Source organism: Peribacillus sp. FSL E2-0159, from assembly GCF_038643155.1.
In the GTDB taxonomy this organism is placed as follows: Bacteria; Bacillota; Bacilli; order Bacillales; family DSM-1321; genus Peribacillus; species Peribacillus simplex.
In genome coordinates this window covers 5,258,122-5,274,098 of the sequence record NZ_CP152053.1, presented here as the reverse complement: position 1 = coordinate 5,274,098, position 15,977 = coordinate 5,258,122, and the positions used below count along the sequence as shown (strand labels likewise).

Below are 15,977 nucleotides of genomic sequence, written 5' to 3'. Positions count from 1 at the left end.
AGCTGATAACCCCATATGCCGGGGATATCAGCTTTTTTATTTTTCGTACCAGAGTCATTCGGATAAAAGGGTTTTAGGAAATCTAATGGCCGTGGGCAAGTTGGATTTATCTCGATAAGACCTGTAAGACACAATCGTATGGTTATGCGCTTGAACATCCAACTGGAGAACCTGTGAGCTTTTCATTTCCAAATAGTACGTAACGTCTTCTTTTTGTAAATGATAAAAAGAAAAAGGTATTCCTAAAAGGTCCTTGCTGATTAGTTTTGTTTCAGGCTGATTGATGATGTGCTCACTCAATTCCGCTATTGTAACAGAAGTTGTTCCTGTAATGGCTGTTATTCTTTCTTTTGCATAATCGACTGCATGACTGAAGGTGACAGCAATATTCTTCAAGATTCCGTTCATGGGGGGTCTCCTTTTAATTAGGCTTTGTTTGTAGTATGGTACGTGGCTAATGCTTTATGCAAAAAAATACGTAATGATGATATAGAATTGTCCGTTTTTGAACATGATTAAGAGGTATGCAACGAAATCAATAAAAGGGCAATCAAGGAAGGACAGAGAAAATGTCAATGAAGGTCAAAGCATGAAGAATAAAAATATATATTGGGGTCTGTTCCTCATCGCAATCCTCGCTTTTTCGGTGGTGTTCATTCAGTTGAATATGGATGTGAATTCCAGAGCGGAAAAAGGGAAAGACGCCGATGCGGATAGTCATGAAAAAATAGAAAAATTGCTGAAAAAAATGACGCTTGAAGAAAAAATCGGACAGCTAATGATGGTAGGTTTCAAGGGAACTGAAAAGAGCAGTGAAATCACAGAGCTTATCGAACAAAAACATATAGGGGGCGTCATTTATTTTGACCGCAATATGAAATCCCCTAAACAAGTGGCCAGGTTATCCAATTCGCTTCAGCAAACGGCCGATCAAAGTACACATTCGCTTCCGTTGATGGTGGCCATCGATCAGGAAGGCGGGGACATCATCAGGATGAAGGAAAGGGTATCGCCCCTACCTGCACAACAGGAGATTGGGAAAAATGCATCTGTTGAAGACATGTACAAAGTGGCCAAATTGAATGGGACAGAACTGGGCTCCATGGGGATTAACATTAATTTCGCCCCTGTACTTGATCTATCGAAAACGGACAAGCGTTCATTTGGGCAAGATCCGGAAAAGGTGTATCAATACGGAAAGAAAGCCATTCAAGGATTGAACGATGTATCGATAACTGGTGCACTGAAGCACTTTCCTGGAAACGGACGCAGCGAAATAGATCCGCATGTCGAAACATCTTCCGTGGAGGCAAACCAACTTGATCTGGAAAACTCGGATATTTATCCTTTCAAGCAAATCATAAGTGAAATGGATAACCAAAAGTTTTTCGTGATGGTGACCCACATTAAATATCCAGCCTATGATAAAGAAAAACCAGCAAGCCTTTCTAAAATCATCATAGAAGACCTGCTTCGGGGAAAACTCAAATATGAAGGACTAGTCGTAACCGACGATTTGGAAATGGGTGCTGTGAACAAGTATTTCTCCTATGAAGATATGGGGAAGCAGGCAATCCTTGCAGGAGCTGATTTATTACTTGTCTGTCATGAATATTCCCACGAGGTTGAGGTATATAACGGATTACTGCAAGCAGTAAAAGCAGGGGAAGTTCCAATGGATAGAATAAACGAGTCAGTGAAAAGAGTGCTGACATATAAACTTAACAATATGAAGCAAAAGAAAGCTGACCCGGATCAAGCTGAAAAAGTCGTGAAAAATCCCGAAAGCATAAAGTATATCGATAGCCTGAGCGAGGATAAATAAAAGCGAAACTAATCTCTCAAAAGGATGCTTTTGTTTAAATCAGCTGATAGAGGGAATACTATATATGACTAACTTGAAGGAGGAAACTAACATGCCATCAAACAAAATGCTTGGAACCGTCCTGATAGGAGCAGCCGCATTCTTAATGCGCAATAAGAAAACCCGTGAAAAAACCATGGGTCAAATAAGATCCCTGGCCACACCAGAAACCATTGATAAGGTTAAGAGCCAATTTCAATCAATAACCAAAACAAAATCAAGTAACCCATCCGTACGTTAAGGTGAAATAACCCCATTAAGTTGTTCTTAATGGGGCTTTTTTTATTGCTTTACATCCTCTTGGTAAACAATTAAAATCCAGCAGTGAATTCATCAAGCCGGTGAAAGGACAAAGGAAAAGCACCCGATTCTTTCGAAAAACCTTGGACAGGTTTTCAAAAGTACAAGTGCTTTCAAGAATGATCAATGATCATTAAGCTTCATCTTCACCGTCATCTTCTTTATTGAACCAAAGCGGATCCTCATTATCGACTTCACCATTATAATTAATCAGGATTTCTTCTCCTGCTTTTATGTCGGTGTAAGCAAAGAAATCAAACGTATGATTCTTGAAGTTTATGTCATACGTAGCGTTGGGTGTATAAGAATGATTAAACAGCATGCCATAACCTAAAAGCATGGCAGTATGGTTAATTCCATATTCAAACGCATAATCTGCCAGCAATGTCTTCTCTATGAAAACATGCTCCTCGTTTGGATAAGCAATGACAGGTGCCTCATGCAAAAGCTCACCTTTTTTAATATCTCGTGTTGCGAATACGCCTCTATTGAACTCACCATCACTGAGTGTGGAAGTTTTAACTTCAATCATGTTCGTCACCTACTTGTTCTATTCAATATAGTCCAGATCATCTAAGCTTGACAGTTAATAAGGAGAAAAGCAACTATTTTACGGAATTAATCATTTTTAGCAAACGATAGGATTGTTTTTTATTGGTGCTCTACCTGTACCGTAGGACGGAATTCTGCACATGAAGGCCGAAAAAGGGTAGCGAACGGCCAAAATAATCCTTGGAGGGTCGAAAAAAGGTAGTGATGGTCCGAAAAAATCTTCAGAAGGACGAAAGCAGAGCATCTTCGTAGAGCGGAAAGCTCCATCATGAAGGAATATAGTATGACCTGTGAGTTCTGGATACCGATTTTTACTGTTTATTATGATGTATCGGAAAATCCATTGTTATTCCAAGATGAATGTGAATAATCGGTTTATCCATTACAATATATAAGAAAAAACACCTCCGCTAGAAGTGAAACTAGGGAGGTGTCGTTCATATAGATAAATCTCTTAATTCACACCGACAGCTGTAAAGGCATTTTTGACAGCTGTGACTTCTGCACTGGTTGAACCGTATAAATCTGAGGCCGCTTGTACGATTGCCGCTCTGGCTTGTGAAAATGTCGACGAGGAAGTTAAATAAGTCGTGTTTGCCCGGTAAAAGATGGTTCCCAGTTTATCAATGCCGATCCCGGATACACTTACCCCATGATGAGTTCCGCCTGCAGAGATCAAATAAGCTGCCTTATTGATGATTCCGCTGTTCGTGTGGACTCCGCCATTATCACCCGTTCCGGTATAACGGTTCGAATAATGGTCAGGGTCACCATTTAATGTTGGGTTAGCCATTGAACGGAGTGCATCGCCGGAAATATTTGGTGTGTAAATATCTTCTCCGATCAAATAATCAGCTTTGGCACTTTGATTCTTAAATTCGACAACGGTGCCAAAAATATCAGAAATCGCTTCATTCAAAGCACCAGATTCATATTGATAGGTAAGGTTCGATTCCGAGGAAGTCACGGCATGCGTCAGTTCATGTGCAACGACATCCAGACCGCCGGACAATGGGATGAACGTCGTGCCATCTCCATCACCGTAAACCATTTGGGTGCCATCCCAGAATGCATTATTGTATCTTGAGCCATAATGAACGGTTGATTTCAGTATGGTTCCATTTCCATCATAAGAATTCCGTCCAAATGTGGATTTATAATAATCATAGGTTTTACCTGCATAATAATGGGCATCAACCGCAGCTTTATCGGTAGAAGTAGTGAAAGCATTTGTCGTGTTGGAAAAGAGTGTACCAGGCAATTTTGAACGGTTATTGGCATTATAAGTGTAGATGCCTTTACCGCGTGTATTGTCCTGTAAATAGTATCGGCCGCTGGATAAGGTAGTGTTCAATGACACGGTATTGTTTAAGACGCCGGTGCCCGTTCCAACGGAATTGGTCCCCGTCACTTCATCTAGTGTATTAAATTTATTCAGGATTTTACCTGTTTTGACTGATATGAAATAATTATGATTTCCTGGTTCAGGACTTAAGAATTTCAAATTGACTTTATATACATAATCTGCCTTGCCTTCATTTGCGTATACATATAGGTCAGATTCAGGCGATTGTTCGTAGGCAGGAGTGAACCCAAGATCCGCTTCAGCTATTTTGATAGCTTCGGATTTACTGATCCCTTTTTTAGCCTTTTTCCCTAATTTCGTGTTTAGATTGGCTTCAACCGTACCGGACACGACCGTCAATACACCTTTAGTATCAATCAATACCGCTTGTGTGGAATTCCATACAGGTACGCCTTTATAGGTTTGTTGCAATTTAAGGACTGTATTTCCTAGTTCATCCTTGCTTTCTTTCTGGATCGTGAAGGAGTCTTTCGCCTTTTGCTTTTCTAGCTTGTAAGACTTTTTGTTTTCATCAAAAAAGGTAAGAATGATATCTTCTGCCGTTTGCTTCGATGGGTCCGTAAGTTTCCCAGACTTGAATTCTAGCGAATCCTTATGCTTATTGTACTTTTCAACACTCAACACATTTTTTGCCGCTAAAGCTTCTTGATTGGGAATAGCAGAAAATAATAGACCGATAGATAGTGCAGTTCCTAAAAATACCTTACCTTTCATAACATTCAACTCCTTCATGAGAATAATCTCATTTTTACATCGTTTCATATTATTTACAAATGGAGAAAACCTGCAAAAAATATGACATTTAAAGGAATAAAATGGAGAAAAATGGATTTTGATAGAAGTATTCTCTGAATATATTCTTTTAGTAATATTTGGAATGTATTTAAATTGAACCAAATGAATAAAAGTGCAAAAAAACATGGCATAATGTGCAAAAAAATGTGGCGTAAAGTGCAAAATATTTTGTCTATTGAAGGCGTTTTTTTGGATAATTTGTTGAAATATTGCGTTTTGTAAATTTGGCATGAAAATTGCATATATTCAGAAAAGGAATTCGAATTGTAAATTAGATCTATTTGAAGTCTATGAAATAGGAAAATTTATTAAATGGATTTCCCATATATGAAAGCGCTTATATAGAAAGGGATGAAAAATTATGATACCAAAACAAGAACATGACATCGTTCAACATCCTCCGCAGCAAGAAGGACAAGAACTAAAGCGCGGTTTAAAATCCCGCCATTTAACGATGATTTCCATTGGCGGGGCTATTGGCACCGGGCTGTTTCTTAGCAGCGGGGCAGCCATTCATACAGCTGGGCCAGGCGGCGCGTTACTTGCATATGCCTTAGTTGGGGCAATGGTTTACTTTGTGATGACGAGCTTAGGGGAACTGGCAGCCTTTATGCCGACAAGCGGCTCATTCAGTACCTATGGAACGAAATTCGTCGATCCGGCATTTGGTTTTGCCTTGGGATGGACGTATTGGTTCAATTGGTCGATGACGATAGCGGCAGAGTTGGCAGCCTCGACAATGATCATGAAATTCTGGTTTCCGAATAGTCCATCATTGTTATGGAGTTCATCATTCTTGGTGCTCATTTTCCTATTGAACTATTTATCCGTTAAAGGATATGGTGAAGGGGAATACTGGTTTTCCTTCATAAAAGTAACAGCCATCGTTATTTTTATAATCGTCGGGCTGCTAATGATCTTCGGCATTATGGGCGGCGAAGCAGTAGGTTTTAAAAACTTCACCGTCGATGACGCTCCTTTCCCAGGTGGGTTCATGGGTGTCTTCATCGTGTTCATAGCAGCTGGCTTTTCTTTTCAAGGTACCGAAATTGTCGGTGTGGCTGCCGGGGAAAGTGAAGATCCTGCACGAAATATACCGAAGGCCATTAAAAGTGTCTTCTGGAGAATCTTGCTCTTTTACGTATTGGCGATCTTTGTAATAGGGCTGCTTATCCCTTATACGAACTCAAGTTTACAAGGTGATAACGTCATGGTAAGCCCATTTACGCTCATTTTTGAAAAAGCTGGAGTGGCCTTTGCCGCTTCGCTTATGAATGCCGTCATTTTAACAGCGGTATTATCTGCAGGTAACTCAAGTCTATATGCATCAACGCGTATGTTATACTCAATGGCAAAAGATGGACAAGCACCGCGTATTTTTGCAAAACTTAATAAACGCGGAGTACCGGTTGCAGGCATGATTTTGACATGTTCCATCGGCATGCTGGCCTTTTTAGCCTCCGTATTTGGTGATGGTAAAGTGTATATTTGGTTAATGAATGCCATTGGAATTACAGGATTTATCTTTTGGCTCGGCATTTCCATCAGCCATTACCGTTTCCGGAAAGCATTCATCGCTCAAGGCCATTCATTGGAGAAGCTGCCATATAAGGCATTATGGTTTCCGATTGGACCGATCTTTGCCATTTTAATTGGCATGATCGTCATCCTGTCCCAAAATATCCAAGCCTTTTTCTCAGACCACATCGATTGGGGCAGTGTTGTAGCTGCATACCTGGGAATCCCGCTTTTCCTTGGTCTATGGTTTGGCTATAAACTGGTAAGAAAAACTAAATTCGTTAAACTTGATGAAGTCGAATTTGACTTTGACAAAAAATATGAATGAACAAGCTTAAAGTAAAATCAGCCGGACAATTTGTCCGGCTGATTTTACTTGTTTTCTATAGGCTCATTATCAAAAGCTAGGAAGCTGATTCCTAGTTTTTTATTTTTATTAAATGGAAATTTATACAAATGTTGTAGGAGGTGTTATATGATAATCGTAAACTCTGCCAAATTGCATGTACAGAACGACGGGGAAAGCTTTTAATATTTCCAATGGAAAGGGAAGGTGCACGGCTGATGACCTTATTGACTCATTTAAAAGTATTGGACTTTTCAACGTTACTGCCAGGCCCATTTGCCACTTTGATGCTAGCGGATTTAGGAGCGGACGTTTTGAAAGTAGAGAGGCCGGAAGCGAAGGATTCATGGGGTGTGAACCAATATCTTAACAGATCGAAGAAGTCGATCACACTTGATTTAAAACAATCTGAGTCCATCGAATCCGTAAAAAATCTAGTGAAGGAATACGATATCGTCATTGAACAATTCCGTCCAGGTGTCATGGAACGCCTAGGACTGGGGTATGAGGCACTGAAATGGATCAATCCGAAGCTGATTTACTGTTCCATCACGGGCTTCGGCCAGACCGGTCCCTATAAAGACCGACCGGGACATGATATCAATTATATTTCGATTGCAGGCTTATCAGGCTATTCCGGTACGAAAAAGGACGGCCCGGCAAAAAACGGAACCCAAATAGCAGATCTTGCCGGAGGCTCACTGCATGCTGTTATCGGTATATTATCTGCAGTCATTCATAGGGAAAGAACAGGATTCGGCCAAGCCATCGACATCAGCATGACCGACTGCAGTTTTGCCTTGAATGCCATATCCGCACCTCTGAATTTACAAGGGGGAATCGAGCTTGAACCAGAAAAACTGATGTTAAACGGAGGGTCCTTTTATGACTTTTATGAAACGAAAGATGGACGCTATTTTTCGGTAGGAAGCCTTGAGCCCCCTTTTCGAAAAGCATTATGTGAAGCGATCGGTGCACCCGAATTGTATGAACTGAGCATGAAAAGCGATGAAGAAAGCGGAACCAGGTTTAAAACGGCCATCCGACTTGCTTTTCTTGAAAGAGATTTTCATGAATGGCAGGTAATATTCGCTGATTTCGAGGCCTGCGCAGAACCAGTGCTAACCTTCACTGAAGCGGCTGAACACCCCCAATTGAAGGAGAGGGGAATGATCGTTGAGGTACCTGACGGAAAAGGAAATGCCCAGAAGCAAATCGCCTGCCCGATCAAAACATCGGTTTTCACCCCTGAATATAAACATGCAGGTTTGAGGCCAGGACAAAACAACGCAGAAATTCTTCGCACCCCCAATCGCTAAATAATGATGTAAAGGCTATCACTTTTCTGAGTTTTTTTGGAAAGAGATAGCCTGTTTTTTTTTTAGGCCGAAAAAAAGAGGTGGAAGGACTAAAACTGCTCGTATAAGCAGAAGGAGAACAAATTATCCTCTTATCACTTGTGGAAAGCAACATATTACTACTGTGAAAATTTGCTAGTTATAACTATTTTGGACAGGGTATCAGAGTAACATCCCTGTAAAAGGGTTTTTGAGAAAATTGCTCTGGTAAGGAGGATTGATTAAACATGTTTGGTCTCTCTGATATCATTAAATTTCTATTTTCCTTTTTTTTGATTATGCCGATCGTTACGCTGATACATTTGAGCGGGCATATTTTCTTTGTTACGATCTTTGGGGGATCAGAAAAGAAAATCTTGATCGGTTGTGGTAATAAACTTTTCGCCTTTCGGAACATAGAGGTAAGGAAATATTATTTTTGGAATGGGACTTGCGAGTTCAAGGGATTGAAACATGATAATCGATTGACGAATACGCTGATTTATTTAGGGGGGGCTATCTTTAATTTAGTCAGCATGCTGATCATATATAGCTTAGTGTATCAGAATATCCTGGACAGCTCGGTAATCTGGTATCAATTTATCTATTTTTCTTTTTATGTTTTGTTTTTTTCCTTGTTTCCGATGTATTTCTCGGACGGGTCGCCTAGTGATGGGAAGGCTGCGGAATTGGCATTGAGGAACAAGCTGGAAGATAGGGTGACGGATGATATATTTGTGAAGAAAATGGATGATGAAGATAGCTGCAAGTAAAAAGGGGACGTGCTGGTGGGCGTTCTTTTTTTGTTTGCTCTCGACTTTAGGATTAGGGTTCATCATAAGGCTAAAATCTAGCCTTATGATGAATGTATATATAACGGTCTAGGATTTTATGGACTGAGCTATTTTCCTGTTTGACGATGAACTCGAAAGGACCAGAACAATGACCATGGCAATGGCAACCCCTGTTGCACCGATCCAGGTTATGGAAGCAAGGGATACTTGTTCTACAGCATCACCGCCAATTCCAGCACCGGCCGCCATGGCCAATTGCATCATCGACTGATTCAGACCGAGCATGACTCCTGATGATTCAGGCTCAAGGGTCGCTAAATGATATTGCTGTGTCGGTCCTGATGACCATGCTGCGAACGACCATAATGTAAGGATTGTCAAAACGGCCATCAATGAATTCGTAACGATGGACAACATGATGATCATCACAATATGCAGCGCCATACCGCCAATTAGTGTAAATGATACACCCCATCGATCCGTACTATATCCGCCAAACTTTGATCCGATCAGGCTTGCGATACCGAATATAAGCAAGGCCGTGCTAAGTAGAGAATCACTTATTCCCGATACGGATAGCAGGTAAGGGGATAGATAGGTATAAGCTATCGAGTATCCGCCAAGCCAGAAGAAGGTTATCGATAATCCAAGGGCAACTTTCCTTTTTTTAAGGAGGGCCAGCTGCTGGAGAAGTGGTACTGGTTTATCCCCTTTGGTAGGAGGAATGGTAAAGAATAAAAAGATCATGGCAATCAGGCCGAATAGGGCGATTCCGCCAAAGACGGATTTCCACCCGAATGCATCCGTCATAATTCTTCCGAGTGGTACGCCAATGATAAGGGAAGCTGTAAACCCCATGACAACTGTCGCAATAGAACTTGCTTGTTTATCGGGCGGAGCAAGCTTAGCGGCAATATTCAGAGCGGTGACTACAACCAAGCCTGCACCAAGTGCCATGATTATGCGTGCAAATAGAAACGGTCCAAAGCCTGGTAATAGAAAGGCAAGCAGATTGGCCACTACGAATAGTCCAAGGGAATACAACATTAATCTTCGTCTGTCTAAACTTGCTGTCAAAGCCATAAGAATGGGTGTACCGATTGCGTAGACAAGGGAGAAAATTGTAATGAGCTGTCCTGCGGCAGCAAGGGTCACTCCAAGAGAATCCGCAATCTTATCCAAAATCCCGGATATGATGAATTCGGATGTTCCTACTAAAAAACTGATAATCGCCAACATGTAAATTTTCCATGTATTAAGCAAGATAGATTCACTCCTCATTAATGATTAGTAATTTTATATAAATACATATCGTAATATGTTAATATGTATGAATAAAAAATAAACATATCGCGAAATGTCGAATTGTTAGTGAGGAAAATGAACCCAACCCTCTAAGGTACGGATCAGGTTCATTTTCATACTTCTTCTTTCAAGAAATCAGTAATTTTTGAGATTGCATCTTCATCTCGTTTGTAATACGTAAACTTTCCTATCCGCTCCGTTTTAATCAATCCTGCTCTAAGAAGCATCGAGAGGTATTGAGAGGCCGTGGACTGGGTCATGTTTAATTTTTCCGTAATCTGACTTACGCAAACGCCGGTTTCCTTCATGTCTATTCCCTCATGAGGGGTGAAGTGGAGTTCAGGCGCCTTGAGCCATTGTAAGATTTGCAACCTGGATTCATTGGATAATGCTTTAAATATCTCGATTGTTTTCATACATTTCATTATATCGAGAATTATCGATATGTCAAATGATTAATAAAAAAATCATTCCCATATTTCTTTTGCTACATCAACGACGAATTTCAGCTTTTCCCATTGCTGTTCTTCCGTTAGCTTGTTGCCGTGATGGGTAGAGGCGAAGCCGCATTGCGGGCTTAAGCATAATTGCTCGAGAGGAACGAAGTTCGAGGCTTCTTTAATGCGTGCCTTAACAGCTTCCTTGTTTTCGATTTCTCCATTTTTTGAAGTGACGACTCCTAGGACGACACGGGCTCCGCCATTTGGTATGTATTCCAATGGTTTGAAGTCCCCTGAGCGTTGATCGTCGTACTCCAAGAAGAATCCATCGACTTTTTCTTTTGCCAATAAAGTTGGGGCTATACGGGCATAACTTCCTTCGAACGCCCATGTCGACTGGTAGTTTCCACGACATAGATGTGTAGTGACGACAAGGTCTTCTGGTTTGCCTTCCAATGCGCCATTAATGACGCGAAGTGCTAGATCAATTAATTGTTCCCTCGTATATTTTCCATCTTTGAATTGGAAATCTGGAGCTGAAAGTCTGGCAATATATACATCATCCAATTGAAGATAACGTACACCTGCTTCATAAAATGCTTTCAAAGCATGCTGATAGGCTTTGATGATATCATTTGCATAGTCTTCAATATTAGGATAGATGTCTTCATTATGAATGCCTGCAGCAAATAATTGATTCGGACTGGGAATCGTTTGCTTGGCAACGGCACGTCCGTTCACGATTTTGTTCAATTCAATGAAATCACGAATGAAGGGATGTTCAGGATTGAATGAAACCTTCCCAGTATTGCGAACGTTATATCTCTCTGTTTCCACACCATCGAATGTGAGACCTTTTTCAGTCACATATCCCTCGATGCCATTTAAATGTTCGAGGAAGTCAAAGTGCCACCATGTTCGTCTGAACTCACCGTCCGTAACGACCTCTAATCCAACTTCAATTTGTTTATCGACAATCCGATTGATTTCTTCGGTTTCAACTTCACGAAGCCGCTCTGCTGAAAGGGTACCTTCCCTAAATTGCTTTCTGGCAATATGTAAACGTTCCGGTCTTAATAAACTTCCGACGTGATCGGCCCTGAATGGTGCTTTCGTTAATGTGATTGACATGTTGCATTCCTTCTTTCCTTTTAAAAATAAAAAACCTCTTCTTAAAAAATAAGAAGAGGTGTTGGCAACAAAGCTATATACTCTTCTTATCTTCAAGTTTTTACACTTCTGGAATTAGCACAGTACATGAATAGTCTGTTGCTGAGGTATCAAAGGGCCAGTCCCTCCACCTCTCTGGATAAGAGTTGTCTATTAAATTAAGTATGACTATACAGGTAGTTTGTACAAAGGTCAAGCGTTGAAGGTGGAAGATTTTGAATATACCGATTATTAATTTGGGCAGAAATGTTAACTGCATCGGGGAACCTGGCATATGCTATAACCGACGTTTCATATGCATGGCAGGAGGGGAATGCGAGGATGAGTACATTCAGTCCATTCAAAAATGGCATACCGATAACGGTAACTGAAGCCATGATAGAGAGAATTGTAAAAATGAAATCAGATGGTCACGATATTAAAGTCGAGATTACGCCAAAGCATATCGTGCTTTCAGGAACGATGGAAGTGAAAAAAATGATGTTTAAGAAAAACGTAGCTTTCCGGATTACATTAAAACCGGTACACGTCGAAAATAGAACGATTTCATTTGAATTAGTGGGAATGGAACCGATTGACAGGAATTTCATCAATCAAAGGATATTTAACAGACCGCCATTTTTTGAATTTGAAAATAGAACGATCAAGATGAATGTTAATGCTTGGAACATCGTGAGAAAAATTCCGGTGGGCACAATTAAATCGTATGAACTCGTCGAAGGTGCATTGAAAATGAAACTTTCTTTATGATTTAAGGGGATATTTTACATACATCCTTACTGCAATCTATAAAGGGAGTGCCAGGTATGTTAGTGTTATGGTGACATTGGACATGAAAAAATGTGTTTGATAAATCAAGCTCTTTAAAATATACTAAATGACTTGAAGTTTTGAGTTTTTCTGGGAATGAGGAGGATAATAATGGATCAGAAGATTTTGCCTGCTTCAGCAAGCATGAAGGATTTCGAAAGATTTTTAGAAAGTTCCTATGAAATAGGTGTGTTTCTTGATTTGCATATATCACAATTGAAAAATGTAAGTATGATGGCAAAGCAGCATAATAAGAAAATGATTTATCATGTCGATTTGATTCATGGCATAAGAAGTGATGAGTACGCGACAGAATTCATATGTCAGGAATATAATCCCTATGGGCTGATTTCGACTAAATCAAGCGTTATATTGAAAGCGAAGCAAAAGGGGGTCATTGCCATCCAGCGAATCTTTTTAATAGACTCACATGCGCTTGAGAAGAGTTATAAGCTGGTGCAGAAAACCAAGCCGGATTATATCGAAGTATTGCCGGGCGCCATGCCATGGATGATAAAAGAAGTGAAGGAACGATTGCAGACACCCATTTTTGCAGGCGGCCTCATACGTACTTCGGATGAAGTCCTGAACGCCCTCGATGCTGGAGCGTCGTCAATCACCACTTCCAAAACTGAATTATGGGATATCGTCTAATAGGGAAATTGAAAAAAATTACAGAAAAATAGATTAATTTTTCACAAAATATTGACAGCGTTTTCATAACCTAGTATATTTTACAGTACAAGTTAATATATGTGACGGAGACTAGGAGATTCACAACAGATCTATTCATAATTTTTTTATGAAGATAGTTCTGCTGTGGATCTCCTTTTATTTGTTGGCAAGGTTTAAAAATTTATCAGGGGAGGGGTTTTATCATGACTCCATTTTGGGGAGAAGTGTTAGGCACGATGATATTAGTTTTATTCGGAGCAGGTATTGGGGCGGGTTCATCCTTAAAGGGTTCCTATGCAAAGGATGCCGGTTGGATCGTTATCACGATAGCGTGGGGATTGGCTGTTACCATGGGTGTTTTTGCAGTGGGTTCCATAAGCGGGGCGCATTTAAACCCGGCGGTCACAGTAGGGTTTGCTATTATTGGGGAATTTCCTTGGAGTGATGTGCCTGGTTACATCGTGGCACAAATGATTGGCGCAATCCTGGGCGCAACTCTAGTATTCCTGCACTATTTGCCACACTGGAAAGCAACTGATGATCCAGGAACGAAGCTTGGTGTGTTTGCGACTTCACCTGCGATCCCGCACACATTTTCAAATCTATTAAGTGAGATGATTGGAACTTTCATCCTTATTCTTGGTTTATTATTTATAGGTGCCAATGATTTTACAGAGGGTCTAAACCCATTCGCAGTAGGGTTATTGATTGTCGTGATCGGGATGTCACTTGGGGGAACGACCGGATACGCCATTAACCCGGCCCGCGACCTGGGGCCGCGCATCGCTCACTTTTTGCTGCCGATACCTGGTAAAGGCAATTCCAATTGGGGCTATTCATGGATTCCGGTCGTTGGACCGATTGTTGGGGGTTCACTTGGTGCCGTTTGTTATAAAGCCTTCTTTATGGGGGAAATAACAGCAGGATTTTGGTCTGTTTTGGGTGCAAGCCTGGTACTATTGATATTAGCCTATGCTTTTGGTAAAAAACAGTCACATGAATTGGAAAGCAGAAATATCGCTAGTTAAATTAAAAGGAGGGGCATACACAATGGAAAAATACATTTTATCATTAGATCAAGGAACAACAAGTTCGCGGGCGATTTTATTTAACGTAAAGGGGGAAATCGTCCATTCTTCCCAAAAGGAATTCACGCAGCATTTTCCTAAACCAGGCTGGGTCGAGCATAACGCCAATGAGATTTGGGGATCGATCCTGGCGGTGATTGCCGGTGTACTATCCGAATCCGGTGTAAAGCCAGAGCAAATTGCCGGTATCGGGATCACTAATCAGCGTGAAACAGCAGTCGTTTGGGATAAGGAAACAGGTACCCCTGTCTATAATGCGATTGTATGGCAGTCCAGGCAAACAAGTGAAATCTGTGATGATTTGAAGGAAAAGGGACTTAATGATCTATTCCGGGATAAAACGGGATTGTTGATAGATGCATATTTTTCCGGAACGAAAGTGAAATGGATCCTCGATAATGTAGAAGGGGCACGACAAAAGGCGGATGAAGGCAAGCTGTTATTTGGTACCATCGATACTTGGCTGATCTGGAAGCTATCAGGGGGCAAGGCTCATGTAACGGACTATTCCAATGCATCCCGGACATTGATGTACAATATCCATGAACTGAAATGGGATGAAGAACTGCTTGAGATATTGACTGTACCAAAGTCAATGCTGCCGGAAGTAAGGCCTTCATCTGAGGAGTATGCACGTACAATCGAATATCATTTCTTCGGCCAATCAATTCCGATCGCCGGGGCAGCCGGTGATCAACAGGCAGCATTATTCGGCCAAGCCTGCTTTAATGAAGGAATGGCTAAAAATACGTATGGAACAGGCTGTTTCATGCTCATGAATACAGGCGAAAAGGCTGTCAGTTCCGAACACGGTCTATTGACGACCCTTGCTTGGGGATTGAATGGGAAGGTCGAATATGCACTGGAAGGCAGTATATTCGTAGCTGGCTCCGCAATCCAATGGCTGCGTGACGGTCTGCGGATGCTTCATGATGCCAAGGACAGCGAAGCCTATGCAAAACGGGTGGAAAGTACGGATGGAGTATATGTGGTACCGGCTTTTGTAGGACTTGGAACTCCATATTGGGACAGCGAAGTGCGGGGAGCCGTTTTTGGTTTGACGCGCGGCACATCCAAAGAACATTTCATTCGTGCCACACTTGAATCACTTGCGTATCAAACGAAGGATGTCCTTGATGCAATGGAGGCGGATTCAGGAATCGAGCTGCAGACATTAAGAGTGGATGGCGGGGCAGTCAAGAATGACTTCTTGATGCAATTCCAAAGCGACTTATTACGGGTGCCAGTCGAGAGGCCGACCATAAACGAAACTACAGCATTAGGTGCTGCATACTTAGCTGGCCTTGCTGTCGGGTATTGGAAGGATCAAGAAGAAATCTCCCGGCAATGGGCAGTAGACAAAACCTTTAAACCATCCATGGAAGAGCAAGATAGTGAAAAATTATATGAAGGCTGGAAAAAAGCTGTACATGCCGCTATGGCGTTTAAATAAAAAACAAGATGTATTCTTACTCAAATGAGCTGGAGTATGCTATAATCAAATCAAGTTAATAACTCGGCCGGAGAACAGGAGAGACCATGAATGCGTTATCGTTAATTCGATAATGTGCATTTATGGTCTCTTTTTTTGTTTTTATTGGCGGATTAGGGATATTA

At 41.2% G+C, this 15,977-nt stretch carries 15 protein-coding genes and 1 riboswitch; of the genes, 9 read left to right on the top strand and 6 right to left on the bottom strand.

The annotated features are described in order from the left end of the window. Positions 1-54 precede the first annotated feature (54 nt). A complete protein-coding gene (locus NYE63_RS25825; protein WP_342603309.1) occupies positions 55-408 on the bottom strand; it encodes a hypothetical protein in 354 nt (117 codons plus the stop codon). Between the two features lie 181 nt (positions 409-589). Between NYE63_RS25825 and nagZ the strand changes: the two genes are divergently transcribed. Further along, positions 590-1,825, top strand: a complete 1,236-nt coding sequence (nagZ, locus tag NYE63_RS25820) for a beta-N-acetylhexosaminidase (protein WP_342603308.1) — start codon at positions 590-592, stop codon at positions 1,823-1,825. Between the two features lie 91 nt (positions 1,826-1,916). Further along, positions 1,917-2,105, top strand: a complete 189-nt coding sequence (locus NYE63_RS25815; RefSeq protein WP_063234131.1) for a hypothetical protein — start codon at positions 1,917-1,919, stop codon at positions 2,103-2,105. Between the two features lie 192 nt (positions 2,106-2,297). Here NYE63_RS25815 and NYE63_RS25810 read toward each other — a convergent pair whose 3' ends face one another. Together NYE63_RS25810 and NYE63_RS25805 are read right to left on the bottom strand one after the other, a co-directional pair. Further along, a complete protein-coding gene (locus tag NYE63_RS25810; RefSeq protein ID WP_207440704.1) occupies positions 2,298-2,696 on the bottom strand; it encodes an SET domain-containing protein in 399 nt (132 codons plus the stop codon). 474 nt (positions 2,697-3,170) lie between these two features. Further along, positions 3,171-4,796, bottom strand: a complete 1,626-nt coding sequence (locus NYE63_RS25805; protein ID WP_342603307.1) for a M4 family metallopeptidase — start codon at positions 4,794-4,796, stop codon at positions 3,171-3,173. A 442-nt stretch (positions 4,797-5,238) separates the two neighbouring features. Here NYE63_RS25805 and NYE63_RS25800 point away from each other — a divergent pair, with 442 nt between their 5' ends. The 3 genes from NYE63_RS25800 (at position 5,239) to NYE63_RS25790 (ending at position 8,851) form a co-directional block, all read left to right on the top strand. Next, positions 5,239-6,723: an amino acid permease gene (locus NYE63_RS25800; RefSeq protein WP_342603306.1), complete on the top strand. Its 1,485-nt coding sequence runs from the start codon at positions 5,239-5,241 to the stop codon at positions 6,721-6,723. A gap of 236 nt (positions 6,724-6,959) precedes the next feature. Further along, positions 6,960-8,060, top strand: a complete 1,101-nt coding sequence (locus NYE63_RS25795; protein ID WP_342603305.1) for a CaiB/BaiF CoA-transferase family protein — start codon at positions 6,960-6,962, stop codon at positions 8,058-8,060. A 266-nt stretch (positions 8,061-8,326) separates the two neighbouring features. Next, a complete protein-coding gene (locus NYE63_RS25790; protein ID WP_063236292.1) occupies positions 8,327-8,851 on the top strand; it encodes a hypothetical protein in 525 nt (174 codons plus the stop codon). Between the two features lie 108 nt (positions 8,852-8,959). Here NYE63_RS25790 and NYE63_RS25785 read toward each other — a convergent pair whose 3' ends face one another. From NYE63_RS25785 to NYE63_RS25775, 3 genes are all read right to left on the bottom strand, one after another. Then, complete coding sequence (locus NYE63_RS25785) at positions 8,960-10,135, bottom strand: MFS transporter (protein ID WP_342603304.1); 1,176 nt, start codon at positions 10,133-10,135, stop codon at positions 8,960-8,962. 155 nt (positions 10,136-10,290) lie between these two features. Then, entirely contained in the window at positions 10,291-10,593 is a 303-nt protein-coding gene (locus tag NYE63_RS25780) for a metalloregulator ArsR/SmtB family transcription factor (protein ID WP_057278291.1), read from the bottom strand. A gap of 51 nt (positions 10,594-10,644) precedes the next feature. Beyond that, complete coding sequence (locus NYE63_RS25775; RefSeq protein WP_342603303.1) at positions 10,645-11,748, bottom strand: 5-methyltetrahydropteroyltriglutamate--homocysteine S-methyltransferase; 1,104 nt, start codon at positions 11,746-11,748, stop codon at positions 10,645-10,647. An 83-nt stretch (positions 11,749-11,831) separates the two neighbouring features. Further along, a riboswitch (SAM riboswitch) is annotated at positions 11,832-11,933 on the bottom strand. A gap of 175 nt (positions 11,934-12,108) precedes the next feature. Between NYE63_RS25775 and NYE63_RS25770 the strand changes: the two genes are divergently transcribed. The 4 genes from NYE63_RS25770 to glpK all read left to right on the top strand — a co-directional run bounded on the left by NYE63_RS25770 (position 12,109) and on the right by glpK (position 15,813). Beyond that, entirely contained in the window at positions 12,109-12,537 is a 429-nt protein-coding gene (locus tag NYE63_RS25770) for a hypothetical protein (RefSeq protein ID WP_342603302.1), read from the top strand. A 171-nt stretch (positions 12,538-12,708) separates the two neighbouring features. Continuing rightward, on the top strand, positions 12,709-13,251 hold the full coding sequence (locus NYE63_RS25765; RefSeq protein WP_048683275.1) for a glycerol-3-phosphate responsive antiterminator: 543 nt from the start codon (positions 12,709-12,711) through the stop codon (positions 13,249-13,251). Positions 13,252-13,475: 224 nt separating this feature from the next. Beyond that, positions 13,476-14,300, top strand: coding sequence for an MIP/aquaporin family protein (locus tag NYE63_RS25760; protein WP_063236288.1), 825 nt, complete (start codon positions 13,476-13,478; stop codon positions 14,298-14,300). Positions 14,301-14,322: 22 nt separating this feature from the next. Continuing rightward, the gene (gene glpK, locus NYE63_RS25755; protein ID WP_342603301.1) at positions 14,323-15,813 is read left to right on the top strand and encodes a glycerol kinase GlpK; all 1,491 of its coding nucleotides are present in this window, start codon (positions 14,323-14,325) and stop codon (positions 15,811-15,813) included. The last annotated feature ends 164 nt before the right edge of the window (positions 15,814-15,977 follow it).

Coding starts and splice junctions, on each gene's coding strand:
- NYE63_RS25825 (WP_342603309.1), bottom strand. CDS start 408: ATGAACGGAATCTTGAAGAATATTGCTGTCACCTTCAGTCATGCAGTC.
- nagZ (WP_342603308.1), top strand. CDS start 590: ATGAAGAATAAAAATATATATTGGGGTCTGTTCCTCATCGCAATCCTC.
- NYE63_RS25815 (WP_063234131.1), top strand. CDS start 1,917: ATGCCATCAAACAAAATGCTTGGAACCGTCCTGATAGGAGCAGCCGCA.
- NYE63_RS25810 (WP_207440704.1), bottom strand. CDS start 2,696: ATGATTGAAGTTAAAACTTCCACACTCAGTGATGGTGAGTTCAATAGA.
- NYE63_RS25805 (WP_342603307.1), bottom strand. CDS start 4,796: ATGAAAGGTAAGGTATTTTTAGGAACTGCACTATCTATCGGTCTATTA.
- NYE63_RS25800 (WP_342603306.1), top strand. CDS start 5,239: ATGATACCAAAACAAGAACATGACATCGTTCAACATCCTCCGCAGCAA.
- NYE63_RS25795 (WP_342603305.1), top strand. CDS start 6,960: ATGACCTTATTGACTCATTTAAAAGTATTGGACTTTTCAACGTTACTG.
- NYE63_RS25790 (WP_063236292.1), top strand. CDS start 8,327: ATGTTTGGTCTCTCTGATATCATTAAATTTCTATTTTCCTTTTTTTTG.
- NYE63_RS25780 (WP_057278291.1), bottom strand. CDS start 10,593: ATGAAAACAATCGAGATATTTAAAGCATTATCCAATGAATCCAGGTTG.
- NYE63_RS25775 (WP_342603303.1), bottom strand. CDS start 11,748: ATGTCAATCACATTAACGAAAGCACCATTCAGGGCCGATCACGTCGGA.
- NYE63_RS25770 (WP_342603302.1), top strand. CDS start 12,109: ATGAGTACATTCAGTCCATTCAAAAATGGCATACCGATAACGGTAACT.
- NYE63_RS25765 (WP_048683275.1), top strand. CDS start 12,709: ATGGATCAGAAGATTTTGCCTGCTTCAGCAAGCATGAAGGATTTCGAA.
- NYE63_RS25760 (WP_063236288.1), top strand. CDS start 13,476: ATGACTCCATTTTGGGGAGAAGTGTTAGGCACGATGATATTAGTTTTA.
- glpK (WP_342603301.1), top strand. CDS start 14,323: ATGGAAAAATACATTTTATCATTAGATCAAGGAACAACAAGTTCGCGG.